Origin of the sequence: Thermocatellispora tengchongensis (assembly GCF_014202315.1) — a bacterium.
In the GTDB taxonomy this organism is placed as follows: domain Bacteria; phylum Actinomycetota; class Actinomycetes; order Streptosporangiales; family Streptosporangiaceae; genus Thermocatellispora; species Thermocatellispora tengchongensis.
Genome location: NZ_JACHGN010000046.1, coordinates 1 through 24,801, shown reverse-complemented (window position 1 = coordinate 24,801; position 24,801 = coordinate 1). Strand labels below are relative to the sequence as shown.

Genomic DNA, 24,801 nt, shown 5'->3' with positions numbered 1-24,801 from the left:
TTCCCGAGGACTCACCAACGCAGACTTCGCGATCCTCAACGAATGGCTACGTTCGACCTGAGCCACCCATGATCCACAGGATTTGACAATTGCTCTCGGACGTTCAACACGCACGTGAACCGGGTTGAGGTCATCACGTACAAGGAGCTCATCGACAACGCCAGACGCTCCCTCGGGGACCTCTGAGACATAGTGGCTGCGTCGTGACGCCGGAGTGCCAGCGCCTCAGGTCGCTGAGTGGGCGGGGCACAGCGTGAACGTCCTACTACGGGTCTACGCGCCTGCCCTCGGCCCACCCGAAGTGGAAGCGCGCCGAGGCCTCGGGAAGGGGATCATAGTGCTGTGGGCTTCGGGAATCGAACCCGCGCTGTCAGCTTGGGAACTCTTTCAAGATGATTGGCCTCTGAGCAGGGGAAACGCCGACCTGGGCATGTGCCGGTCTATTGACCGTGAGTCCCAGTGACTCACCGCTGGTCACTACGAGAACGGGCACGCAGCGGGCACGGCTTACGGCCATTCGATGCGGACAAGGTAGACCTCGCGCTGCCGGTCCAGGACCACGTACGTGGCAAGGCCGCGCTCTCCGAACGGGTGCGTAAGCATGTTCGCCCGGGGATTCGCAGAGTTGTACGGGTCTCCACTCCAAGGAGCGGTCTCCAGCAGCGCGAACAGATCCGCGAGCGGATGCAGTGCGTGATCGGGTAGCGCGGTGATCTGTTCGTCGGCTACGGGATCGATGATGAGCTTGAACACCTAGACATCGATCCCACGAGCAGCAAAGATCTCCCGCCACGGTCTCCCACGAGGAACGGGCTCGCCTGCCAATGCCTGCTGGGCGCGGACGTGCATCTGACGGCGCCCCTCGGGATCCTTGGCGGTGTCACACGCGGAGATCCACCAGCGGTGCACGAAAGCGTTCAGCACTCCAAGATCCAGGCCTACCCTGACCTCGTCGAGCACGGCCTTGAGCCCGGCGTCGAAGGCCTCGCGATCTTCTGGGACGACCAGCGCGGCACGGATGGCCCGCAGGTTCTTCTCAGGCAGAGGCGCACCGACGGAGATGAAGTCCTGCGGTTGTGCGGTCATACCCGCTCCCTTCCTCGTCCTCTAGAGCCTACAGAGGAAGGGCGACATCCTTCATGCACACATGATGAGGTGGGCCTGTCACAGTAGGAAGTGCGGGTGCGATAGTGCTCCTGGCCGCGTTCGCGAGCTTCCGGTGGGGTGAAGTCAGCGCGCTACGCCGGATGGATGTCGATCTCACAGCTCGAACTGTGCGCGTCCGCGTCGCCTTCGTCGAGCGGTCAACGGGCGGGTTGGTGCTGGGTCCGCCCAAGTCCAAGGCAGCCCGGCGGACGGTCGGCATTCCGCGGAGCATCGTCCCCATCCTCCGAGAGCACATGGACACCTACGTCCAGGACGAGCCGCACGCGCTCATGTTCCCGGGAGGGTCGCGTCCGAGGGCGGGCCGCTTCGCCGAAGCGGCTTCAACAGCCGTACGCGGTGGCTCGACGTGGTCAAGGAACTGGGCCTGCCGGGGCTCCACTTCCACGACTTGCGGCACACCGGAAATATGCTGGCCGCCGAGTCCGGCACGGGTCTTAAGGACCTGACGGCGCGCATGGGACACGACAACGTCAGAGCGGCCATGATCTACCAGCACGCAGTCAGAGGGACCGACGAAATGATCAAGGACGCCATCGTCGGCAACTCGGCATCCGAGACGAAGACGGCCGCGAGGGCGAGGCCAGCGCGCTGGTCCCGGCAGGGTGATCAAGAGCTAATGGCCCGAGAAGATCCACAAGCCCCTAGAAACGATCAAGGCCCAGGTTGGGATCATGTCCCTGACCTGGGCCTTAGTGTGTGGAGCGGGTGACGGGAATCGAACTGGACCGGTAAGGAGGTTCTCACCTGCAGGTTCGCTCTTTTGGCTGCTCGGGGCGACCAGCTTGGACCGGGTTCTGCGGGGTTCTGTTGGCTCTCGCCGGCCCGGTGTGCCCACGCGGGCACACCGATGATCTATGTATTTGGGGTTGTCAGTCCGAGGACTGAGCACCACGGAATGTACCCGCCGTGTACATCCCAGCCGCCTTAGGAGGAGGCGGGGCTGATGCGGGAGTACTGCGCCTCGAACCAGTCGGCGGCCATGTCCGTTTCCGTGATCCGTCCTATGAGTTCCAACGCCAAGGGCGTCTCGGCGGCGACCTGCAGCGACTCCGCGGCCGAGAAGGTGCACGGGTCCGCAAGCAGTACCAGCACCACGCGCGCCGGACCGGCGTTGCGTGGAGCGGACGCGGCGACCACGGCCACTATGGAATGGGTGGCGTGGTACAACACGGAGAGGGTGCATTCTTACTGCGGGAACGTCCCTCCGGCCGGGTATGTGGAGACGTTCCACCGGCCGGTTGCCGGCACCACCGCGGCGACCGAGAACCGACCGATCTAGCCCCCAACTTCGCCGGGGCGGTCCACTCCCAGTCCCATGTTGTTCGAACAGGGTCGGCATATCGACATGCGGGAGGCTGGCGATCTCGGCTCGCGGTGGTCACTGCCGGCCGCAGTCATGCTGCGGCCGGCTGACCGGCAGGAGACGGTGTCCGGAGCGCCATATCGTGCCCGGACGTCGCCGTGGTGCGGTTACCAGGTGTTGAAGGCCGAGAGGCTGCTCAGCGCGCGGTGCGGGGTGTTGTAGTCGAAGAAGGTGGTGTCCTCCACTGCGACGTCACCGCCGACCACCCAACCATTGGGATCGGCGCCGGTGCCGAAGTCGATCAGGATCGGGTCCCAGTAAGAGATGCCGGCGACCCTGCCGGTGTTGTACATCGCGCGGATGTACTCCTGCATGTACCTGAGCTGCCCGGACGTCGAAGCGCCGTAGTTCTCCGGGCCGTCCGCGTCCAGGCCGTTCCCCTGGATCAGGGTTTGTTCGCCGGCGCCCTGGGCGCTCAGTGTCCATGGGTAGCCGACCTCGCAGACCAGGACCTGCTTGCCGCTCGCGGCGGCGGCCCAGGTGGCGAAGTTGGCCAGGGACGCGATCGACATGTTCGTCCAGAACGGGTAGAGCGAGATTCCCATGAGGTCGTACGACAGCCCGTGCGTGACCGCGCCGTTGATCCAGTTCGTGTAGAGGGTCTTGTCGGGGGTGGTGAGGTGAATGACGATCTTGCTCTTCGGAGATGCGGCTCTGACGGCGTCTGACGCCTTCTTGAGGAGCCCGTAATAGTTCGCCGGAGAGGAGATTCTGCTCACGTCCATGACCACGTCGTTGATCTCATTGCCGATGGACACGAAGTCGGGCGTGACTCCGTTGCGGATGAGGGTGTTGAGCACGTTGGCGGTGAAGGAGTAGGTCGCGCTCTCCAACTGGCTCTGGTTGTAGCCGACCCAGGCGGCGGGGCGTTTCTGCAGGCCAGGATTGGTCCAGAAGTCGCTGTAGTGCAGCGAGATGAAGGTCTTCATCCCGCGGGCCTTGGCGTCCTTGGCGTTCTGGACAGCGTCGTTCAGGTCTTGCCACCCCGGCTGGAGTTTGTAGTCGGTCCCGTCCACGTTGACGGGGTTCCCCGGCTGGTTGTAGATCCGGATCCGGGCGAGGTTGAAGCCCTTGGCGGCCAGGATGTCCAGGACGTCCTGCTGTTTTCCTGAACTGTTGGCCCAGGTGCCCCCCATCGCCGCGGTCATCCGCCGGTAGGTGACGTCACCGCCGACCGGCAGGTTCCCGCCGGAGCCGGGGGTGATCCTTGTGAAGCTGAAGTCGTCGGCGACCACGGACGAGGTATTGGAGTTGGACCAGATGCCGACTGTGCACGAGGCCGACCGCACGGAGACGGCCAGACTCACCTGTACCCAGGAGGAGCTGACGGGCAGGTCGATGCTCTGGCTGGTGTCGCCGCAGCCGTAGGCCTGCAGACCGGCGCTTGACACCCCCCAGTTCTTGATCCAGGCGGTGAGTGTGTAGGTGCCCGCGGTCAGTCCGGTGAGTGTCTGGACCGTGTTCACCGACCAGGACGCGTTCGCGTGGTGGGCGAGGTTGGTGGAGCCGGAGCGCGGATTGGTGGTCTGGGTGAAGGCCGCGCCGGACGTGCCGATGTTCGTCCAGCCGGTCAGGCCGCTCTCGAAGCCTGGGTTGGCCAGCAGATTGGGGCCGGCGGCGTTCGCTGGGATGGGTTGGGCCATGGTGATGGTGAGGAGGGAGAGTGTGGTCGCGCTTGCAGCGGCTGCCCAGCGCTTGAGATGTCTCACGGATCGCCTCCATTAGGTGGTGCATGGGCACACGGGGGGTGGGCGGCCGCGAGGGCCGCCGGATCGGCGAGTGATCCGGAGTCGAGAATTAACGAAAAAGATACTACTAGTCAACACTTTAGTATTATTAGTTGGCTACCCGCTGCACGGTGGCCACTGGGTTCGGTGCTGTGACCTGCTGATCTTCGTCTCGGCCTTGCCGGCTTGCAGGGAGGGGTTGCCGGCTGCCGTCCAGAGAGGGTCCTCCCCGGGCGCTGTGTCAAGGCCCCGGGCCCGGTCCTGATCGCCGGGTGCCGTCCTCGGTGGGGCCGTCTGACAGGCGTGCGCGGACTCCCTGGACGGGCATGGCGGCTCGCCGTGCTGCCGCCCGGTGCCACGCGGACCGGTCTCTCACAACTTAGTGATCACTAATAGTAGTATTTATTAAAAAACTCGTAGTATCGTTCCTTGTGCCCTTGCGTGGACGCGCGGCGCGGGGGAGCGCTGTGCGCACACGTTGAGCGTCGGCGCCGACATGGTACGGTTCACCGCCCGCGCGTCCCCTACCTGGACAAACAGGAAACGGAGTCCGAGCAGTGCTGCGACTCAGCGTCCCGGGAGAGCCCGCCCCTCCGCTGCGGGATCACCTCGCGATGGGCGACACGCCCGACCGCGCCGACGCCATCACCGTCAACTCGCGCCACCTGAGCCGGGATGGCCGCCCCTGGTTCCCGATCATGGGCGAGTTCCACTTCAGCCGCTATCCCGCCGAGGAGTGGCGGGAGGAACTACTGAAGGTCCGGGCAGGTGGCGTGACCGTCGTCGCCACCTACATCTTCTGGAACGTGCACGAGGAGCGGCGCGGCGTCTACGACTGGACCGGCGATCGCGACCTGCGCCGGTTCGTCACCACCTGCGCCGACCTCGGGCTGGACGTGGTGGCGCGGATCGGGCCGTGGGGCCACGGCGAGTCGCGCAACGGCGGCTTCCCGGACTGGTTGCTGGCGCAGGACTGCGCGCACCGCACCGACGACCCCCGCTACCTCGATCTGGTCCGGCCCTGGTACGGGCAGATCGCCGTCCAGCTGCGCGGCCTGACCCGGGACGCCGGCGGGCCGATAGTCGCCGTCCAGATCGAGAACGAGCTGTACGACCAGCCCGGCCACCTGCTCACCCTCAAGCGGCTCGCGCGGCAGGCCGGAATCGACGCGCCGCTGTGGACGGCGACGGGCTGGGGTCATGCCCGGCTTCCCGAGGATGAGCTGATCCCGCTCTTCGGCGGCTACTCCGAGGCCGCCTGGGACACCGCGCACGACGGCTGGCCGCAGCAGAGCCGAGCGCACTACTTCTTCGGGCCCGGTCGCGACGACGACTCGATCGGCGCCGACCTGCGCACCCCCGAGACCGCCTCCTCCGACACCGACGAGAGCCACCTGGAGCGCTACCCGTTCGCCACCTGCGAGCTGGGCAGCGGAATGTACACCTCCTACCACCGGCGGCCGGTCGTGGCGGCGGAGGACGTCGCCGCCCTCGCGCTCGTGAAGCTGGGCAGCGGGTCGGCCTGGCAGGGGTACTACATGTACCACGGCGCCTCGCAGAAGATCGGCGAGCTGTCCACGCTGCAGGAGTCACATGCCACCGGCTACCCCAACGACTGCCCGGTGGTGAACTACGATTTTCAGGCGCCGCTCGGCGAGTACGGGCAGTTCCGCCCTTCCTACGCCCGCCTGAGGATGCAGCACCTGTGGTTGGCGAGCGACGGTGCCGACCTGGCCACGATGGCGCTCACCATGCCGCCGGACGCACCCGCCGACACCGCCGACCGAAGCGCGCTGCGCTGGGCCGTGCGCTCGGACGGCCGTTCGGGCTTCCTGTTCGTCAACAACCACCAGCCGGTCGAGACGCTCCCTGAGCACGAGGGCGTGCGCTTCACCGTCGAGCTCGGCGGCCGGGAGCTGGTGGTCCCCCGCGAGCCGGTGACCGTGCCCTCCGGCGCCTTCTTCGTCTGGCCGCTGGCCCGGCCGGTCGGCGGGAGCGTGCTGCTGACCGCCTCCGCGCAGCCGGTGTGCGTCCTCGACGACGACCGGGGCCCTGTGCAGGTGCTGGCGCAGACCGCGGGCATCCCGGTCGAGCTGGTCTTCGACGGCGGCACCGTGCAGCAGGTCGAAGGCATGGCGACGGTCACCCGCACCGGGGAAGAGGTCGTGGTCACCGGCCTGCGGCCGGGGCCGGACTGCTGGCTACGGCTCATCGACGTCGCAGGTCGCTCGGCTCACGTCCTGGTACTGGACGAGGAGAGCGCGCTGTCGGCGACGCGCGTCCGGCTGTGGGGCGCCGACCGCCTGGTGCTCAGCCCCCGGCCCGCGGTGGCCGAGGACGATCGGCTGGTCCTGTACGGGGGAGGCGCCGGCGACCGGGTGCGTATCTTCCCGGCGCCCGGTGCGGGGTTCCATGGGTATCGGGTGACACAGGAGGACGGCTTCGCCGTGGTCGAGCTTCCCGAACCGGCCGTCGAGCTGCCGCAGCCTGCCGTCGAGCCGGTCAGCGAGGCCGGGCCACCCAGGAGGCCGGTGATCGACGAGACCTCCGGCCGGGCCTCGGCCCCCACCGACGCCGACTTCGCCGAGGCGGCCGTCTACCGGATCACCATCCCGGAGGAGGCCCTGGCCGGGGACGACGAGGTGTTGCTGCGCCTGGACTGGACCGGCGACGTCGGGCGCGCCTACATCGGCGGGCGGCTGGTGGCCGACCAGTTCTGGTACGGGCCCGCCTGGGAGATCGGGCTGCGCAGGTTCCGCAAGGAGGTCCTGGAGCACGGGCTGGAGCTGCGGCTGCTGCCACTGGCCGCCGACGCGCCGGTGTACCTGTCTCCGCAGGTCCGCCCGGCCGCCTGGCCCGAAGACGGCGTGCTGGAGCTCCGCTCGGCACGGCTTGTGCCGGTGCCCCGCACCGTGTTGTCGGCGGGCGACGGAACCTCGTGACCGCATCGCTGACGGAGGCCCTGGCTGTCTGCCCCGTCATCGCCAAGGTGCGCGACGCGACCGGGGCCCGCTGAGATGAACGTCTCGGCACCGGCTGAGCCGGCCCGTAGCAGGGGCGGCTCAGCCGGCGGCGTCCTGGGCGCCGCCGGCGTGCAGCTTCTTCGCGATGTCCACGTCCTCGATGGAACGTTCGATGAGCGCCCGCATCGCCGCCTCGGCGGCCCGCGGGCGCTGTCTGCGCACTGCCAGCAGCACTTCGGCGTGCTTGTCGGCGGACTCGCTGGTGAGCGTGGCGTGCACGAACTGGTCGCGCAACCGCAGGCCGACCTCGATCACCATCGCCATCTGCGCCATCAGCTCGTTGTGCGCGGCGCGCAGCATGGCGTGGTGGAAGGCCAGGTCGGCTTCCACATGTTCGGCGGTTTCCTTCCCCGTCGCCTCGCGCATGGCGGCCAAGGCGTCCTCCAGCGCCGCCAGGTCGCGGTCGGTGCGGCGCAGGGCGGCCATCCGGGCCACGGCCGGCTCCACCGTCAGTCGCACCTCGCCGAGCTCGTCGAGGAAGCGCTCGTCCACCCGGTCGGCGAACCGCCAGCGGAGCACGTCGGCGTCGAGCATGGCCCACTGCTCGCGCGGCGCCACGAACGTGCCGCGCCGAGGCCGGGCGCCTACCAGCCCTTTGGCCGTGAGCACGCGCAGCGCCTCACGCACCGCCGTGCGGCTCACCCCGAACCGCTCCTGCAACTCCACCACGTCGAGGTCCTCATCCGGCGCGATCTCGCCGCTGACGATCGCCGTGCCGATGCTGAGCACCACACGGTCGTGGGCGCCGGCCCTCCCGATCTCCGCCATGCCGGAATCATCCCATGCCCGCACGCCTCGCCACCGCCCCCGTAGTCCGCTCAGGTTGCCGATAAAGCATACTAAAGTAAAAAGTAATAGTATTAATCGTTGACACGAGACCCACTCATGGGCATGCTGCTCGTCAAGTCCCGTATCGGGCGCCACCTCCCACACCGAAGGAGTCGCACATGACCGGCATATCGCGGCGAACGTTTCTGCGCCGTACCGGCATGGTCGGCGGCGGCCTGCTGGCCTCCGCCGCCCTCACCGCCTGCGGGGGTAGTAGTGGCGGCCAAGCGGTCTCGTCTGGAAAGGTCGACCTCGGCGTCTGGACTCACGACCCCGGCTATGTGAAGACCTTCACCGAGATGGCGAAGAAGCTCACCGACGCCCCGGGCGGAAAGTACGACTACAACCTGAAGTTCACCCAGGCCGACAGCGAAGCGCTGGTCACCCGCATGGTGTCCCAGGGTGCCGCCGGCACCGGCACTCCCGACCTGATCGGCATAGTGATCAGCGTTTTCCCCCGGGTGATGAACGGCGGCATCGGCAAGCAGCTCCTGCTCGACCTGGACTCCACCATCGCGCCCGTCAAGAACGACCTGCTGCGCACCGCCCCCTACACGATCGACGGCAAGCTCTACGCCCTGGAGTCCGACACCTGCCTCAGCGTCCTGTACTTCCGCGAGGACGAGTTCAAGAAGAACGGCATCCCCGAGGACGTCGGCACCTGGGAGGAACTGGCCGAGATCGGCGCCCGGCTGCACCAGAAGACCGGCCAGTCACTGGGCATGGTCTCAACCGGCGACAACACCTCCGTCACCAACCAGTTTCTCCAACTGCTGTTGCAGCGCGGCGGCGGCTACTACGACGAGGGCGGCAATCTGATCCTGGACTCGCCCGAGGCGGTCGAGGTGCTCGACTTCATGGCCAAGGGCGTAGCCAGCGGATTCCTCATCAGCCTGCCCGACCCCTACGGCGCTCCCAACACCGCCGCCCTCAAGAACGGCAAGCTCATCGCCACCGTCATGCCCAACTGGTACAACATCTATGGCCTGCAGAGCTACGTGCCCGAGCAGAAGGGCAAGTGGCGCATGCGCAACCTCCCCCGCTTCAAAGGCGGCGGGCACATCGCCTCCGCGCTCGGCGGCACCGGGTTCGCCGTGCTCAAGGACAAGCCGGGTACCACCGCGGCCACCGAGCTGCTCAGGCAGACCTACCTGACCCGTGAGGGGCAACTGCTGCGCTTCCAGAAGGGCGGCTTCCTGCCGACACTCAAATCGCTCTACCAGGACCAGGAGTTCCTGAGCACCGAGGACGAGTACCTGGGCGGCCAGCGCTTGTTCGACATCTACACTCCCGCGTCGCAGGACAGCCCCACCTTCTACCAGAACGCCAAGCTCAACGTGCTGATCGAAGCGCTCGGCGGCCCGATGCTGGAGACCCTGCAGGGTAAGAAGAAGGCCGCTGACGCGATCAAGGAGGCCGTGGCCGCCTACAACGCCAAGAAGGGCGGCTGAGGTGGCGGCGGTCACCGAACGCAGGACAGGCTCAGGCGCCCCCGCCCGGGGCTCGGGCCTGACCCCCTACGCCTTCATCTCGCCGTTCTACCTGCTGTACGGGCTTTTCATGGTGGTCCCCATCGGGGTCGGCCTGTACCTGAGCTTCACCGAGTGGGCCGGCCTGGGCACCCCGCTGTGGATCGGCCTGGACAACTACACCAGGTTGCTGGACGACGGCAGCTTCCGCACCGCCGTGGTCAACACGCTGCTGTACACGCTGTTCGCGGTCTTCGTGGTGGTGCCGACGGCGCTGCTGGTCGCCCAGGCGCTCAACGCGCGCGGGCTGCGCGGCCGGGACTTCTTCCGGCTGACCTTCTTCATGCCGGTCGTGCTGTCGCCGATCATCATCGCGCTCGTCTTCACTTTGGTCTACGACCGGGAGTTCGGCCTGCTGAACGCCGCTCTGCGCGGCTTCTTCGGCTGGGGCGGCATCGACTGGCTGGGTGAGCCGAGCTGGGCCAAGGTCAGCGTGATGTTCCTGGTGCTGTGGCGCTGGACCGGCTACCTGACGATCTTCTTCCTGGCCGGGCTGAAGAACATCCCGCGGGAGCTGTACGAGGCGGCCGAGATCGACGGCGCGGGGCGGGTGCGCAGCTTCTTCACCGTCACCGTGCCCATGCTCCGGCCGGTCACCGCGTTCGTCGCGGTCACCGTCCTGGTGGGCACCGCACAGATCCTGGAGGAACCCATGCTGTTGACCAAGGGCGGGCCGGGGGAGGCGACCCTGTCGGTCGCGATGTTCATCTACCGCGAGGCGTTCACCCGCCAGCAACTCGGCTACGCGGCCGCGGCCGGGGTGGTCATGTTCGTGCTCGTCTTCGCGGTCGGCCGGGCGGCCGGCTCGCTCTTCGGCGTGGGGAAGGGCCGGTGAGCGCCATGGCCACCCGCCCCGCCGGCACCGCCACCCGCCCCGCCGCCGGCGCGCCCACCGTCCCGGCGGGCACCACCCGGCGGCGCCGGCCCAGCGGCTCGCGCGGCCTGCTGTACCTGTTCCTCGTCGCGCTCACGGTGATGTTCGCGCTGCCGCTGCTGTGGGCGGTGACCTCGTCGTTCAAACCGCGCGGCGACATCTTCACCTACCCGCCGCAGCCGCTCCCGATCCCGTTCACGCTGGAGAACTACACCCGGTTGCTGGAGACGCAGCCCTTCTGGGGCTGGTTTCTCACCAGCACCGTTGTCGCCGTGCTCTCCACCACGCTGTCGGTGTTCGTCTGCTCCCTGGCCGGCTTCGCCTTCGCCAAGTACCGGTTCCGGGGCAAGCGGATGCTGTTCGACGTGATGTTCAGCTCGCTGGCGGTGCCGTTCGCCGTCATCGTCGTGCCGCTGTTCGTGGTGTTGGTCAAGGCCGGCGTCACCAACGTCTACTTCAGTCTGATCGTCCCGTGGGTGGCCCCGGCGTTCGGCATCTTCATGATGCGCCAATACGTCGAGCAGGCCGTCCCCGACTCGATCCTGGAGGCGGGGCGGCTGGACGGCGCCTCGGAGTTCGGGCTGTTCCTGCGGGTCGTCGTGCCACTGCTGCGCCCGGCGCTGGGCGCGCTGGCGGTGTGGAGCTTCCTCAACAGCTACAACAGCTTCTTCTGGCCGCTGATCGTCGTGTCCGACCCGGCCCAGTACACCCTGCCGCTGGGCATCCAGGCCCTCTACGGAGCCGAGGGCCGCCAGGTGGACATGGTGTTGGCCGGCTCCGTGCTCGCCGCTGTGCCCAGCCTGATCATGTTCCTGCTGCTGCGCAAGCAGTTGCTCGACGGCCTCACGGCGGGGGCCGTCAAGTCATGAGGAGTCACCCGTGAGCAATCCGCTCCCCGCTCATCTGCCCGACAGGCTCACCGTCTGCCTGTGGGACTTCACCTGGTACACCCGCACCGGCCCCGGCGAGCCGTTCGAGGACCTCGACCGCGCCTTCACCGAGGCCGTCGCCCGCGGCTACAACACCGTGCGGATCTGCGCCATGCCCTACCTGCTCTTCGGGTCCGGGCTGGACACCTCGTCGCTGACCTTCGCCCCCTTCGGGAACGGCTACGGCATGCGGACCCGCTGGTACGACGTGCGGCAGACCGCCACGCTGGACGGCCGCGCCCACCTGCTGGCCCTGTTCCAGGCGGCCCGGCGCCACGATTGCCACGTGATCGTCTCCTCCTGGGAGTACCAGCAGAGCTCCAGCTTCCTGGCCGACCCCTCCTGGCACGTGGCGCTGCGCGCGGTACCGGCCGAACGGCGTGCCGGCGCACTGGCCGATGCCCTCGCCGACTTGGTGGACTTCCTGGCCGAGCACGGCCTGGCCGACCGGATCGCCTTCGTGGAACTGCACAACGAGATTCAGTCCACCTGGCTCACCGAGGCGCTCGCCCCCGGACAGTCCCCGGTGCTCGGCCTGCGGCCGTACCTGGAGAAGGCGATAGCCGCGTTCAAGGCGCGCCACCCTGGCCAACTGGTCACGGTCAACTACGCCCGGGTGCCCGCGGGGGAGATGCGCGGCATCCCCGCCAACATCGACGTCGCGGTCTTCCACCCCTACGTGTACGGCGTGCTGGACGAGCTCATCGGCACCTTCGCCCTACGCGACACCTCCGTCCCGTTCCCGCAGGAGCGGGCCGCACGCGAACTGCTGCGCCCGGACGCCCCGCCGCTGGAGGAGTGGCGCCCCGAGCAGGAGTGGCGCCTGGCGGCGACCGTCGTGCCGCGGCGCGAGGTCTACCTGCACGACTGGTGCGACCCGCAGCGGTTCGACGCCTGGCTCTACGACCGGTACGCCGCCTATCGGTACGGCATGGCCGAGCGGCTGCGCATCTGGATCGAGGTCGCCGCCGATTGGGCAGCCGAGCGCGGCGTGCCGCTGGTGCTTGGCGAGGGCTGGGTCGGCTACACCCCGTTGCACGGCACCTTCGAGGAGGGGCCGGTCGGGGCCGCGATCTGCCTGGAGGCCGTCGGTCACGCGAGCCGGGTCGGGGCGTGGGGCACCGTGGTCTGCTCCAACGCGGCCCCGCAGCACCCGATGTGGGACGATGTCGCGCTGCAGACCGCGGCGAACCGGCTGTTCACCCGAGCCGCGTGATGCGCCGCTTCGAGGGACACGCCGCCCTGGTCACCGGCGCGGCCTCCGGTATCGGCGCGGCCACGGCACGGCGGCTGGCCGCCGAGGGCGCCCGGGTCCTGTTGGCTGACATCGCCGACGAGGCCGGCGAGCGCCTGGCCAAGGAGATCGCCGGCGCCGGCGGGGACGCCTCCTACCTGCACTGCGACGTCTCCGCCGGCGACGACTGGGCGGTTGCCCGGGAGGAGGTGCTGGTCCGCTACGGCAGGCTGGACGTGCTGCACGCCAACGGGCCTGGCAGGGTGGTGCGGTCGGTGCCCCTGCATGAGCTGCCCGAGACCGACTGGGACCTGCAGATCGCGGTCTCCCTCAAGGCCGCCTACCTGGCCGCGCGGACGCTCTACCCGTTGCTGGCCGAGAGCGGCGGCTCGATCGTCATCACCTCCTCGGTGCACGCCCGCACCGGGATCCCCGGCTGCGGCCCGTACGCCGCGGCCAAAGGTGGCCTGGAGTCGCTGGCCAGGCAACTCGCCGTGGAGTACGCCCCCCGGGTGCGGGTCAACTACGTCGTCCCCGGACCCATCACGAGCCCCGCCTGGGACGGCATCGGCGAGGACGGACGCCAGGCGACCATCAGGGAGACCCCCGCGGGCCGCTTCGGCCGCCCCGAGGAGGTGGCCGCGGCCGTCGCGTTCCTCGCCTCACCCGAGGCCTCGTTCATCACCGGCGCCGGTCTCAACGTCGACGGCGGCTGGAGCGTCTCGACCACCTCCTCCTAACGGAACGGATGACCATCACCATGAAGATCGTGTCCATGGACACATTCCTGGTCCCGCCACGCTGGTTGTTCCTCCGAATCCGGACTGACGAAGGCATCACCGGATGGGGCGAGCCGGTGGTCGAGGGACGGGCGGCCACTGTCCAGGCCGCCGTCGCCGAGCTCAGCGAGTACCTGATCGGTGAGGACCCGATGCGCATCGAGGACCACTGGCAGGTCCTCACCAAGGGCGGCTTCTACCGCGGCGGCCCGGTGCTGTCCAGCGCGGTCGCCGGGATCGACCAGGCCCTGTGGGACATCGCCGGCAAGGCCGCCGGGCTGCCCGTGCACATGCTGCTCGGCGGCCCGGTCCGCGAGAGGGTGCGGATGTACGCCTGGATCGGCGGAGACCGGCCCGCCGAGGTCGCGGACCTGGCCAGAGCCCAGGTGGAGGCGGGCTTCACCGCCGTCAAGATGAACGGCTCCGCCGAGCTGACGGCCATCGACACCCCGGCGCAGTCGCGTGGGATCGTCGAGCGGGTCGCAGCGGTGCGTGAGGCGATCGGCGAGCACAACGACGTGGTGGTGGACTTCCACGGACGGATGTCCACCGCGATGGCCCGGCGGGTGCTCCCGCTGCTGGAGCCGCTCATGCCGCTGTTCGTCGAGGAAGCCGTGCTTCCCGAACACAGCGACAACCTGGCGGCGCTGGCCCAGGGCACCTCGATCCCGCTGGCCACCGGGGAGCGCCTGTACTCGCGCTGGGACTTCCGGGCCGTACTCGGCCGGGGGATCGCCGTGGCGCAGCCCGACGTCAGCCACGCCGGCGGAATCTCGGAGGTCCGCCGGATCGCCGCCATGGCGGAGGCCTACGACGTGGCGATGGCGCCGCACTGCCCGCTCGGCCCGATCGCCCTGGCCTCCAGCCTGCAGCTCGCCTTCGCGATCCCGAACTTCCTCATTCAGGAGCAGAGCGTCGGCATCCACTACAACGAGGGCAACGACGTCCTGGACTACCTGGTCGACCGCGGGCCGCTGACCTTCACCGGCGGCCACGCGGCGCGCACCGCCCTGCCGGGGCTGGGCATCGAGGTGGATGAGCGGGCGGTGGAACGCATGGCCGCGCAGGGGCACCGCTGGCGCAACCCGGTCTGGCGCCACGCGGACGGATCCTTCGCCGAGTGGTGAGCGCGTGGCGAGGCCGCGTGGTGCGGGCCGGTCGGCGTGGGAGCGGCCGGGTCCGCGGCGGAGGGGCGGACCCGGCCGATCAGCGGCTCAGCCGGCGTACGCCGCGGTGGGCAGTCCGAAGACCCCGGGACGGACACGGAAGAGCGCGCCCGCCCCGGGCTCGGGCTCGTCCATGCCGAAGCGCGAGGTGGTCACGTACAGGTCGCCGAGATCGTCCCCGCCGAACGCGCACGCCGTGACCTGGGCGGCCGGCAGCTCGATCCGGCCGTCCAGACGGCCGTCCGGCGTGTACCGGTGCACCGCGCCGCCGCCCCACAACGCGACCCACAGGAAGCCCTCGGCGTCGACGGTGAGCCCGTCGGGGGAGCCGTACCGTTCGTCGACGATGACCGCAGGGCGGCGCCCTGACAGGCCGGCCTCGGGGTCGTGGTCGAAGGCGTCCACCCGGCCGGTCGGGGTATCCACGTAGTAGGCCGTCGCCCCGTCCGGGCTCCATGCCAGGCCGTTGGAGATGGTGACTCCTTCCAGCACGGTGTCGACGGCTCCACCTGGGGAGAGCCGGTACAGTGCGCCCCGGCCGGGGGCGGCGTCGTACGCCATGGACCCGGCGTAGAAGCGGCCCTGCGGATCACACGCGCCCTCGTTCATCCGGGTCCCCGGCGGCAGGAACGGTGGCAGCACCGTGACCCGGCCGTCCGCGTCGACAAGCGCGAACCCGCGGGACACGCCGACCGCCATGCCGCCTCCCGCGCGGGGCCGGACCACGGCCGCCACCTCGTCGACGTGCTGCCGGATGACCTGTCCCGACGGGTCCAGGGCCAGTACGTCGCCGGCCAGCATGTCAACCCAGCGCAGGCCGCCCCACTCTTCGGCCCAGACCGGGCCCTCGCCGTGGTGGGCGCACGGTCCGGTGAGCTGCTCGACGTCGGACACGATCGTCCCGCCCTTCCCCGGGCTGCGGAGCCCGGCCAAATAGTAGTACTAAAGTATTGACTAGTAATATCATTCTCGTTAATTCTCGTGGGGCGGCCCCGCGCCGCACAAGTGAGAAGGAGCCCCCCATGAGACATCGAGACGCGATCGCCGCCTGCCTTGCCGCGGGCGCACTCTTACTGGGTTCGCTGAACGCGGCCCCGGCCGTGGCAGAGACCGCTCACACGCCCACCGCTGACCTCGTCAATGGTGGATTCGAGGCCGATGGCCCGGTCGGTGGCAAGAAGATCACCGGCTGGAAGGTCAAGGGCGGCCCGGCCGGAGTCGCGGTCGCCGAGCCGGGTCGTACCGGCCGGTACGCGCTGGCCCTGACCGGATCGCGGCCCTACACCGCCGAGGTGGAGCAGACCGTGACCGTGCCGGACGGCTACTACACCGTGAGCGCCTGGACCCGGAGTGGCGGTGGCCGGCAGGCGACCTACCTGTCGGCGGGCGGTCCCGGCAGCCACGACGCCCGCACCAGCCTGCCGGTCTCCTCCGATTGGAAGCAGGTCGTCGTCCGCGGCGTCCACGTCACCAAGGGCCGGCTCACCGTCAGGCTGCACTCCAGGGCGCCGGCCGGCGCCTGGAGCAGTATCGACGACGTCCAACTCGTCCCGGCCACCGGGCCCTATGAGTTCCTCAAGGGCGGCGACATCACCATGCTCAACTGGGTGGAGGACAGCGGCGGCATCTACCGCGACGCCAAGGGACGTCCCCGCGACCCCATGGACATCATGCGCGACAACGGCGTGAACGTCGTGCGGTTGCGCCTCTACAACGACACCGGCCCTGATCACCCGCGCATCGGCTACCCGAACGACCACCTGCCCGAGGGGTACCAGGACGAAGAGGACATGCTCGACCTGGCCCGCCGCGCCGCCGCCCACGACATGCAGATCCAGCTCACCTTCCACTACAGCGACTACTGGACCAACGGCGAGATCCAGGACATCCCCAAGGACTGGCGGCACGTCACCGAGCTGAGCGAGCCGGAGGCGATCGAGGCGCTGGAGAAGTACGTTTACGACTACACCAGCCGGGTGCTGAGGCGGATGAAGGCCCAGGGCACCACCCCACAGTTCGTCTCGCTCGGCAACGAGATCCAGGGCGGCCTGCTGTTCCCCTACGGCAAGTCCTGGGGGCAGGACGACGCCTTCGCCAAGCTCGGCCGTTTCCTGAAGGCCGGCTACCGCGCGGTCAAGGACGTCTCACCCGCCACCCAGGTGATCATTCACATCCACGACGCCGGCGACGATGACGAGTACGAGTGGTTCTTCGGTGAGCTGGAGAAGCAGGGCGTGCCCTACGACCTCATCGGCTCCTCCTACTACCCGTACTGGACCAAGAAGGACGTCGCCACGGTCCTGGGCTTCTTCGACCGGGTCAGCGCCCGCTTCGGCAAGAAGATCATGGTGATGGAGACGGGCATCAACTGGAACCCGGTCACACATGACGGGATCGAGGGCCAGCTCCTGGACAACGGGCCGGTGCCCTACGGGGAGACCCGCGAGGGGCAGCGCGACTTCCTCTACGAGTTGTTCGCCGGCCTCAAGAGCGTCCCGGACGGCAAGGTCATCGGAGACCTGTACTGGGATCCCGTGATGATCCCGGCCGATGGTGTCGGCTGGCAGGTCGGAGCGGAGAACGTGGTCAGTAACACCACACTGTTCGACTTCGATGGCAGGGCGCTGCCGGCGATGGACGCCTACCGGTACAACTAGCGTCAGCCGCGCGGGCGGCCGGTGCGCACGCGCCGGCCGCCCGTACGGAGACGCGTCCGCGACGGTCTGTCACGTCGGCTCAGGGCGCAGGTTCAAGGCCGCGGAACGCGGATCTGGACGGGTGCAAGGGCTTGTCCCAATTCGCGACGTGGACCTCTGCGACCTCGTTGGCCCCGACTTTCCAGCTTGGGTGCCGCTCGAAGAGAAGCGCGTCGTGGCCCGGGATGATCCGGTTCACCTCGCCCTTCAAGTATTCGTAGATCTGTCCGTAGGTCATGAGCATGTTGTACGTATTGCCGTTGGTGTAGCCGCTGGGCCACATCTCCTCGACGTTCGAGTACCACATCACCGCGTCGCCGGCGACGACGAACGGCCCCGCCGATGTCTCGACCGACAGCCATTGCGTACCGAAGGTGTGTCCGTCCTTCGACAGGTGCCCGCGGATGCCCGGCGCGAGCTCCTCGTCATCACCGACGAACTTGAGTCGGTGGTCACGGGCCAGTTCGCCGAAGACTCGGGCGTCATCACGGTCGAAGGAGGAGGTGATCCAGCTCCTTTCGCCCAACGGCGTGTAGAGGTCGGGCAGCGCGAGCGCCTCCAGCCAGCCGCGGTACTCCTCCAACTGCACGTGCACGTCGGCGTTGGGGAACGCCCCGACGTTGTTCGCGTGATCGAAGCTACGACTGTGCTTGTGCCCGGCCAGAGACAATACGTCTAGGACGAGCCATGGTCATGATGGCCTGGTTGGTACGCAGCTTGTCGGGGGTACCGCGGTAAGCCTGGATCGCGGCGAGCAGTTCGCGATCGGTTCGTAGAGTCAACTTCGGCTCGATGAGTTCCAGGAGGGTGTTCCAGTGTTCCTGGGCCAGGCGAGTCTGTAGCCGCCCCGCGATGGTGGTGTCGGCAAAGGCGCGTAGTGCCTGGCCAGCCTGCTGGGTGTCGAACTTTTCGATGAGTCCGCGATAGATGGGGTCGGCGGCCCATGAGACACCGTGCCCGTTGGTCAGGAAGACCTCAACCACCGCGTTCACGTACTTGGCCGAAAGGGCGGCCGGGACACTCCCACGTTCACCCACGAGAGCTTCAAGCTGGCGAGCTGGGACGGCCTCGTTGGTGAAGTTGTTCCATCCGTGGTGAGCGGTCAGGAGCGCGTCTATGGCAGCGGCCAACTCGGCGGCACGGACTGGTTCGGGCAGGAAAGCCGCAGCATCCACGAGATCGAACAGTTGTCGTGCCCTGGCTGCTTGACCATGGTCGGCGTTGGCGACGAAACGGGCGATCCTGGTGCCAAAGTCATATCGTGCTTCGTCGGACACATAGGGCCATAGCTGAGGCCACAAGAGCCGGACGTTGTCATCGACTTCAGGAGTAGTGGCTGGCCCGACATAGATGCCGAACAAGCCAGCAGCCAAGGCGTCGGCCCGGTCTCCGGTAAGGCGGTCGAAAAAGGCGGCGGTGGCGGCGATCTCCTCCGAGGTCAAGCGGGCTTTCTTGATGTTGCTAAGGAGTCTTCCCGTCTCGGCCGTGACATTGTCCAGCGGCAAGGTGATCACCTGCTTGATGCAGGTCTCCAACCAGGTCACCAACTGCAGGCCGGTCAGCTCATTGTGGTTGGGGTGCGCGGCGCTGGCGTGATTGCGCATGTATCGGACGCTGTCGAGCTGAGCATGACCGACGTCACTCAGCAACCCGATGTCCCTGGACGCCCGCAGGAGATCCACGTCCTGGATAGCCGACAGATCGTCAACCGTCGATAGGTGCTTGCGCTTTTCCGGGGAGGTGACGGCGATGTCAAAGAAGTAGGCGAGATCGAAGCCCGCCACTCGTCGCCGCAACTCGGCGACCGTTTCATCCCACAGATAGTTCAGCGCGGCGTCGAACAGCCCTGCCGCCGCCGCCGCGATCATCTTGCTGATGTAGTACGAACGACCTCGGATCTCGTGGCCCAGGCTGTCCAGGGCGTCGCCAAGGTTCTTCAGCACACGCTGACGCTCCGCCATGCCCACCAGGACGCCATCGACAGGCAGGCCTGCCGACTCGATGCTTTTCAGGAGCATCAGCTCGAAACGCTCCAGGCCCGCAGCGACCTCGGAGTTGGCGTCTCGTCGCTCAAGTTCGGACATAGCGCCACGGTAGATCAGCGGCGGGCAGTCTGCGAACAAATAACAAATCAGCCTCCTCGGGGTCACAGCCAGGGCTCCGGTAGCGCGGTGTTGACGCCTGACTGTCCGTTGCGGTCCGAGATCATGTCCCTGGCCAATTGCCTGGTAGCGGTCCTGCCGACGCTCAGCCTCACCGCGCTGCTCGGCACCGGACTCGGTAACCTGTTCACCGGCGCGGCGCTGCCGTACCGGATCTTTCTGCCGGCCGTCGCCGTCTCCCTCGCCCTGACGGTCCACGGTGCGGTGCCGGCCACCGACGCCGTAACCGGGCGCGCCTCCAGCATCACCGTCCGCGAAGCGCTTGCCTACCTGTGGCTCATGAGACCCGGGCAGGGCATCAGGAGGGAGGCGATGCTGAGCAGGGCACAGACGCCCAGGATGTGCAGCATCGGCCAGCGCAGCACGAACGTCATGACAGCGCGGCGGTGGTGATGACCAGTGCCAGGACATTGACGCTCGCGAGGTCGGGCACGTGGAGGTGCAGCGGGCCGTAGGTCTCCATCTCGGTCGTCGCGAACAGCATCTGCTGGGCGAAGTAGAGGGCGAGGCTGGCGATGACGCCCACGACGGCGGCGGTGACGCGGTCAGCGCGGCGCTGATGGGTGTTGTGCCGCAGCCGCTCGACGTAGCGGGCGCCGAGGAAGATGAACAGGAAGCAGGGCACGAAGGTGACCCCGGGGTCAGCAGCGCCCCCAGCAGCGCCCCGGCCCACGGGGCCAGAGCGCTCCAGGGTCGCGGTACGCGGCGAGGAACGCGACGAACTGCACGACCATGATGAGCGGGCCGGGGGTGGTCTCGGCCAGGGCCAGGCCGTGCACCATCTCACCCGGGGTGAGCCAGGCGTAGGTCTCCACGGCGCGCTGGGCGACGAAAGCCAGTACGGCCGGGGCCGTCCCGGCGAACAGCGCGGTCACTACCGTCGTGTCCTGCTAGATAACGTAGACGGCCGACAGCACCAGCAGCGCGAGCATGCCGGGGAGCACGAACAGGGTGTCGGCGACCAGGCCGCCGCGGAGTGCCGTTCAGCAGCCAGCCCACGTCGCCAGATCAGGGTAGCGCGCGAGGACGACGGCTACTACAAGTGCCACAACTGCGGGAGGCTACTCACACAGGCCGAGCACGATCGGGAGCTCAGCGAACAGGCCGAGGAGCATGCTGAGAGCGGGCGCGGAAATGTGCCATGATTTGGCTCCTATTCAACGATATTGGGGACCTGAGCCAAGGACGATTGCGGAACAATTGCGATCCAGCACACCAAGTGAATGTCGTCCTCCCTGATGGGCGGAAGCGGCTCAGGGGCAGTCTGGCGGACAAGGCCAAGTCGATCGGCGAGCTCCGCCAGATGATCCACGCGCTGCCTAACCGTGCCCTGATAAGCCAAACCTTCCCGCAGCGCGCGCTGGATGCGAGGGCTGTAGGGTGCCTGGAAACGCTCGACGAGCTCGTCTTGCCGATCACCGAGGTGAGCGCCGTACTGGCGGACCAGTTCGGCGGCATCCCGCATCACCCTGGGGATGGGCGGCTGTAGGTTGGCCGGGTCGGCGTTGTGCATCCAGGTGGCGAGGATGTGACGCTTGGCGTGCGCCCACGCCGGGAACGCCGCCTGGTAGACGGCCTCAACCAACTCGGCAGGCGTTTCGGGGCCGCCAGGGTCGGCGGCGTCCAGGCAGGAGAGGGTGTCGTCGATGACGACCGGGTGGCCCTGCTCGTTGCATGTGATGGTGAAGTCATCGTTCAGGGGAACATACCGGAACCACGGCCGAGAGTGATCACCGATGCGGGCACAGAACACCAGGCCGGGCTGTGCCCCGCCGGCGCGGGCGAAGCCGGTGCCGCTGCCCCAGGGCAGACGCAACACAGCCTCGCGGAGCTCGGGATTGGCGAGCTGAGATTGATACCGACGCCGGTATTCCTCACCGGACAGGGCCGACGCTCCGCCGGTTTCAAAGAGGGTGGCGTCCTCCCGGCGGAGCCGATCGATTTCCTCGCGGGTCTCGGTGAGGTTGACCTCGCGGCCGATGAACCCGGGCAGAACTTCTCCAACACCGGTCGCGGCCGAAGCCTGCTTGAGCTTGCGCTGCAGGCGCTCTTCCAACCCCAGGAACCGTTCGAGTTGCTGGTCTGGAAAGAAACAGCGCAGGAATACCTCACGGTGTTCAGAACCGATTCGGTCGATTCGGCCGTGCCGCTGGACGAGCCGCATGGGGTTCCACGGTAGGTCGTAGTTTATGATGTGCCGAGCTTGCTGCAGGTTGACGCCTTCCGCGAGCACATCAGTGGCGATGATCAGGTCGTACAGGTCCTCCGCGACCCCACCGCCTGCGGTGCGAGGGGCGAAGCCAGCGATGACCTGGGAGCGGCCAGTTCGATCTGGGCCAGCGGCGGTCGTGATCCGGCCGCGGTAGCAGGCGAGCCGGGGATCGGATTCGGTGGCGGTCAGCAACCGCCCGTGCACGTGCTCGACAGTGTCGGAGTAGTAGGAAAAAATCAAGACCTTGCGCTTGTCGCGGGCCTGCTGTTCGGTGATGCCTTCGGCCGCCGCTTCAGCGGCGATGACCGCGAGTTCCTCAACCAGCGCGTTGTGCCTGCTCCTGCCTGCGGATGGTCCTCATCAGCTCGCGGGCCCGGGATGCCTCCTGCGACGCGAACTGCGGATCGGAGCTCGGCCGATGCCGGTCGTCCGCCAGTTCGGTCTCGGTGGTCACGGTCGATCTCGCGGGCGCGTAGCAGGAGCGCGGGAGTCAGTGCGGCGGCAGGGGCGACGGGATCTGGGTGCGGGTCCGGACTCGGACTGTCCTCGGCGCGGTGCACGACTGGTGCGGTCTGGGCGTGGTGCAGGCGGCTGAGCAGGTACGGTCCGACTTCGGACCAGCCGATCAGTAGCAGGGGTCCGACGGCGTCGAAGGCCGCCTTGCCGTACTGCCCTTGTATCGCCGGTTCGGCGACGTTGAGTGCCAGGGTGGCCAGCCCGGAAAAGGCCAGCAGGAGGCGGGCGGGGCGTAGTTCAGCGGTCGTGACGCCCATGAGGGTCAGGTGCCTGATGCCGACGATGAGTCCGATCACGGATAGGTCGACGGCGGGGCCGATCAATGGGGCCAGCCAGGGGGCCACGCCCAGGCGCAGGCCGAGCGCCCAGACGTTGCCGAAGGAGAAGGCGAACGTCAGCAGCGCGATCGTGATCATCGTCGTGGTGACCGTGCGCCTGGTCAAGGCGTCGGCGGACGGTCGCCGCCGGTGATCGTCCGTGGCCGGGCGGTCGCATGGTCGGGGTCCGTCCGGTGGGAGGAGGGCGGTCCGGGGCCGGTCCGGGTCCGGACCGGGCAGCAGCACGAGCGGGTCACCGCCGGTGGGGGTGCGTACGTGCGACTGCCGGCCGCGCTGGTTCACTGGATCACTCCTTTCCGGTTCAGGCGATCGATCGCAGGGGGCGTGCTCCGCCGCCGAGCGCGCGGTCGATGGAGTCGATGAGGTCCTGGTCGACGTAGGGGAGTAGGTGGCCGTAGCGGTCGATCGTGGTGGTGATCGACTTGTGGCCCATCCGGCGCTGGATGGCGGCCATAGGGATGTTGTCGGAGATCAGCCAGGCGACGTGAGTGTGGCGCAGGTCGTGGATGCGGGGGCGTTTGGTCAGGCCGCGGCTGATGGCGTCCTCCACCGCCGGGATCCAGCGGCGGTCGTAGAAGGAGGAGTGCCGCCACCACGATCCGGTGGGGGACTTGAAGACGAACTCCTCGGGGTACTTGCCGGCGATGTTGGGTGCGATCGCGTCCATCACCATGGGGGACAGGGCGATGGTGCGGCGGGACTGCTTGGTCTTGGGCGGGCCGAGCTTGAAGGTGTTGTCGGGCTGGCGCTTCCACGCCCGCCGTACGCGCAGGGTGGGCACGGGGCGAGCGAAGGGTTCGATGTCGCGTACCTGCAGGGCGGCGAGTTCGGCGTAGCGCAGGCCGGTGCCGACGAAGACGGTGAGCATGTCTCGGACGTCGGGCTTGGCGCAGGCGCGCAGGAGGAGGAATTCCTGCTCGGTGAGGAAGATCATTTCTTCGTCGCCTTCGCCGTCGTCCAGGCGGGGGAGGCGGGTGCGGGCGGCGGGGTTGGAGGTGCGGATGGGCGGGACGGCCTCTACGGCGCTTTGCAGGATGGTGTACAGCAGGCCGTGCAGGTTCTGGATGGTCTTGGGGGCCAGGGGGCGGCGTCGCCATTGGCGGGGGTTGTCGGGGTCGGGGATGCCGCGGTGCAGGGTGTTGACCCAGGCGGAGACGGTGAGGCGGTCGAAGGTGCCGCTCTCATCGCGCAGGTCCAGGGCGCCGAAGGTGGGCAGGATGTGGTTCTTCAGGTCGCGCTGGTAGTCATGCCGGGTGCGCTCTTCGATGCCGGACAGGCCGGCGAGGAAGCGCTGGGCGTAGTCGGCGAACAGGGCCGGTTCGACGGCGGGTGATGGCGGGGGAGTGTCTCGCTCGCCGGGGGCCGGTGCCCACCCGGAGCCGCGGATCCAGTTCTCGGGCCAGTAGTGCCCGCACGCCTCGACGGCCAGTTTGAAGGTGACGGCTGCGGCCTTCTGCTTGAAGGTCTCTGATTGCCAGGCGCCCGAGCGGGTGCCGCCGAGTTGCCAGCGGACGCGGTAGTGCAGGCCGTCGCGCTTGGTGGATCTCTTCTCGATGCTTGCCACGGAGCCAGTTTCAGTTGGTCAGAGGGCATGCCAAAGGAAATCGAGAAGATCATTTAGTGGGCCGTATGCCCACGGTCTGCCCATGAAGATCGACAGCCCGGGAGGTGATCAAGGGATCTACTGGTCAGAGGGCATATAAAGGTGGAGCGGGTGACGGGAATCGAACCCGCGCTGTCAGCTTGGGAACTGCATCGATCACGGCCCGATGGGGTGCTGAGCTGGCCAGAAAGCCGGACCTGAGTGACCGTGATTGACCCCTCGTTACCCCCCTTAATGGCCCGCTAATGGCCCGACGATCAGCCCGTCACCCTGGGGGTTCTCGCGCGACGCGCGCACCCTGCCCACCTGATCATCCCGTCTGCCGTCGACCCGCCCGAAGGGGAAGCGGGCCTGGGCCACGGGGTCAAGGTGGAGCGCCCTACTGGACGAACGACCTTGGCCCCGTGGCCCTGGTCTGCTCGGCTTGTCCCGGGTCGACGGTGGGCGGGATGATCAGCTTTCCACCCCAGCCACCTACGCCCCTGACACCCGGCGCGGCGATCATCTCGGAGTCGGAGCGCCCCCGCCGGAGGCGTCCCTCTGCCCCCTTGTGTTCGAGAATGAGGCTTTTCCAACCTGATCGCGCAGGTCAGCAGGGGTGGGGCCGGGACCGGGTTGGCATGACAAGAGGCTCCCGGTAAGACAGCAGTCGACC

The 24,801-nt window shown here is 68.0% G+C and carries 22 protein-coding genes and 1 pseudogene; 10 read left to right on the top strand and 13 right to left on the bottom strand.

Going from position 1 to position 24,801, the window contains the following annotated elements; all coding sequences use genetic code 11:
• Positions 1-507: 507 nt before the first annotated feature.
• Both HNP84_RS50585 and HNP84_RS50580 read right to left on the bottom strand, forming a co-directional pair.
• Complete coding sequence (locus HNP84_RS50585; RefSeq protein WP_185057326.1) at positions 508-753, bottom strand: hypothetical protein; 246 nt, start codon at positions 751-753, stop codon at positions 508-510.
• The gene (locus HNP84_RS50580) at positions 754-1,086 is read right to left on the bottom strand and encodes a DUF6247 family protein (RefSeq protein WP_185057325.1); all 333 of its coding nucleotides are present in this window, start codon (positions 1,084-1,086) and stop codon (positions 754-756) included. It lies immediately after the preceding gene.
• A 391-nt stretch (positions 1,087-1,477) separates the two neighbouring features.
• Here HNP84_RS50580 and HNP84_RS57020 point away from each other — a divergent pair.
• Positions 1,478-1,876: pseudogene (locus HNP84_RS57020) on the top strand (tyrosine-type recombinase/integrase); the annotation flags it as partial.
• 215 nt (positions 1,877-2,091) lie between these two features.
• On the opposite strand, the gene HNP84_RS54615 reads toward HNP84_RS57020, so the two are convergent.
• Together HNP84_RS54615 and HNP84_RS54610 are read right to left on the bottom strand one after the other, a co-directional pair.
• The gene (locus HNP84_RS54615) at positions 2,092-2,304 is read right to left on the bottom strand and encodes a hypothetical protein (protein ID WP_246519649.1); all 213 of its coding nucleotides are present in this window, start codon (positions 2,302-2,304) and stop codon (positions 2,092-2,094) included.
• Positions 2,305-2,637: 333 nt separating this feature from the next.
• Positions 2,638-4,239 carry a glycosyl hydrolase 53 family protein gene (locus HNP84_RS54610; protein WP_185057322.1) on the bottom strand — a complete coding sequence of 534 codons (1,602 nt, stop codon included), beginning with the start codon at positions 4,237-4,239 and terminating at the stop codon, positions 2,638-2,640.
• 575 nt (positions 4,240-4,814) lie between these two features.
• Between HNP84_RS54610 and HNP84_RS50560 the strand changes: the two genes are divergently transcribed.
• Entirely contained in the window at positions 4,815-7,199 is a 2,385-nt protein-coding gene (locus HNP84_RS50560) for a beta-galactosidase (RefSeq protein WP_312927488.1), read from the top strand.
• Positions 7,200-7,319: 120 nt separating this feature from the next.
• Here HNP84_RS50560 and HNP84_RS50555 read toward each other — a convergent pair whose 3' ends face one another.
• Positions 7,320-8,048: a FadR/GntR family transcriptional regulator gene (locus HNP84_RS50555; protein ID WP_185057321.1), complete on the bottom strand. Its 729-nt coding sequence runs from the start codon at positions 8,046-8,048 to the stop codon at positions 7,320-7,322.
• Positions 8,049-8,227: 179 nt separating this feature from the next.
• On the opposite strand from HNP84_RS50555, the gene HNP84_RS50550 reads away from it, so the two are divergent.
• From HNP84_RS50550 to dgoD, 6 genes are read left to right on the top strand one after another with little or no spacing between them, the layout of a single operon-like run.
• A complete protein-coding gene (locus HNP84_RS50550; RefSeq protein ID WP_221337779.1) occupies positions 8,228-9,559 on the top strand; it encodes an ABC transporter substrate-binding protein in 1,332 nt (443 codons plus the stop codon).
• A gap of 1 nt (position 9,560) precedes the next feature.
• Positions 9,561-10,472: a carbohydrate ABC transporter permease gene (locus tag HNP84_RS50545; RefSeq protein ID WP_221337778.1), complete on the top strand. Its 912-nt coding sequence runs from the start codon at positions 9,561-9,563 to the stop codon at positions 10,470-10,472.
• Between the two features lie 5 nt (positions 10,473-10,477).
• Complete coding sequence (locus HNP84_RS50540) at positions 10,478-11,380, top strand: carbohydrate ABC transporter permease (RefSeq protein ID WP_185057331.1); 903 nt, start codon at positions 10,478-10,480, stop codon at positions 11,378-11,380.
• A 10-nt stretch (positions 11,381-11,390) separates the two neighbouring features.
• Positions 11,391-12,656 (top strand): cellulase-like family protein, encoded by a 1,266-nt coding sequence (locus HNP84_RS50535; RefSeq protein WP_221337776.1) that lies wholly within the window; start codon positions 11,391-11,393, stop codon positions 12,654-12,656.
• Complete coding sequence (locus tag HNP84_RS50530; RefSeq protein WP_185057329.1) at positions 12,656-13,414, top strand: SDR family NAD(P)-dependent oxidoreductase; 759 nt, start codon at positions 12,656-12,658, stop codon at positions 13,412-13,414. Before HNP84_RS50535 ends, HNP84_RS50530 begins: the two co-directional genes overlap by 1 nt.
• An 8-nt stretch (positions 13,415-13,422) precedes the next feature.
• A complete protein-coding gene (dgoD, locus tag HNP84_RS50525) occupies positions 13,423-14,580 on the top strand; it encodes a galactonate dehydratase (protein WP_246519648.1) in 1,158 nt (385 codons plus the stop codon).
• 87 nt (positions 14,581-14,667) lie between these two features.
• On the opposite strand, the gene HNP84_RS50520 is transcribed toward dgoD, so the two are convergent.
• Entirely contained in the window at positions 14,668-15,513 is an 846-nt protein-coding gene (locus HNP84_RS50520; protein ID WP_185057320.1) for an SMP-30/gluconolactonase/LRE family protein, read from the bottom strand.
• Positions 15,514-15,641: 128 nt separating this feature from the next.
• Here HNP84_RS50520 and HNP84_RS50515 point away from each other — a divergent pair, with 128 nt between their 5' ends.
• Positions 15,642-17,276, top strand: a complete 1,635-nt coding sequence (locus HNP84_RS50515) for a glycosyl hydrolase 53 family protein (RefSeq protein ID WP_185057319.1) — start codon at positions 15,642-15,644, stop codon at positions 17,274-17,276.
• Positions 17,277-17,355: 79 nt separating this feature from the next.
• On the opposite strand, the gene HNP84_RS50510 is transcribed toward HNP84_RS50515, so the two are convergent.
• A complete protein-coding gene (locus HNP84_RS50510; protein ID WP_185057318.1) occupies positions 17,356-17,910 on the bottom strand; it encodes an MBL fold metallo-hydrolase in 555 nt (184 codons plus the stop codon).
• Positions 17,911-17,953: 43 nt separating this feature from the next.
• Positions 17,954-19,399 (bottom strand): hypothetical protein, encoded by a 1,446-nt coding sequence (locus HNP84_RS50505; protein WP_185057317.1) that lies wholly within the window; start codon positions 19,397-19,399, stop codon positions 17,954-17,956.
• Between the two features lie 123 nt (positions 19,400-19,522).
• Here HNP84_RS50505 and HNP84_RS52400 point away from each other — a divergent pair, with 123 nt between their 5' ends.
• Positions 19,523-19,870 (top strand): hypothetical protein, encoded by a 348-nt coding sequence (locus HNP84_RS52400; RefSeq protein ID WP_221337774.1) that lies wholly within the window; start codon positions 19,523-19,525, stop codon positions 19,868-19,870.
• Here the strand turns inward: HNP84_RS52400 and HNP84_RS55785 are convergent.
• The 5 genes from HNP84_RS55785 to HNP84_RS50490 form a co-directional block, all read right to left on the bottom strand.
• Positions 19,848-20,102: a chromate transporter gene (locus HNP84_RS55785; RefSeq protein WP_312927486.1), complete on the bottom strand. Its 255-nt coding sequence runs from the start codon at positions 20,100-20,102 to the stop codon at positions 19,848-19,850. The genes HNP84_RS52400 and HNP84_RS55785 overlap by 23 nt on opposite strands.
• 16 nt (positions 20,103-20,118) lie before the next feature.
• Positions 20,119-20,352: a chromate transporter gene (locus tag HNP84_RS55780; RefSeq protein WP_221337772.1), complete on the bottom strand. Its 234-nt coding sequence runs from the start codon at positions 20,350-20,352 to the stop codon at positions 20,119-20,121.
• A gap of 278 nt (positions 20,353-20,630) precedes the next feature.
• Complete coding sequence (locus tag HNP84_RS50495) at positions 20,631-21,893, bottom strand: C-terminal helicase domain-containing protein (protein WP_376772046.1); 1,263 nt, start codon at positions 21,891-21,893, stop codon at positions 20,631-20,633.
• A 32-nt stretch (positions 21,894-21,925) separates the two neighbouring features.
• Positions 21,926-22,825: a hypothetical protein gene (locus tag HNP84_RS52385; protein WP_221337770.1), complete on the bottom strand. Its 900-nt coding sequence runs from the start codon at positions 22,823-22,825 to the stop codon at positions 21,926-21,928.
• A gap of 19 nt (positions 22,826-22,844) precedes the next feature.
• Positions 22,845-24,107: a tyrosine-type recombinase/integrase gene (locus HNP84_RS50490; RefSeq protein WP_312927483.1), complete on the bottom strand. Its 1,263-nt coding sequence runs from the start codon at positions 24,105-24,107 to the stop codon at positions 22,845-22,847.
• Positions 24,108-24,801: the final 694 nt, after the last annotated feature.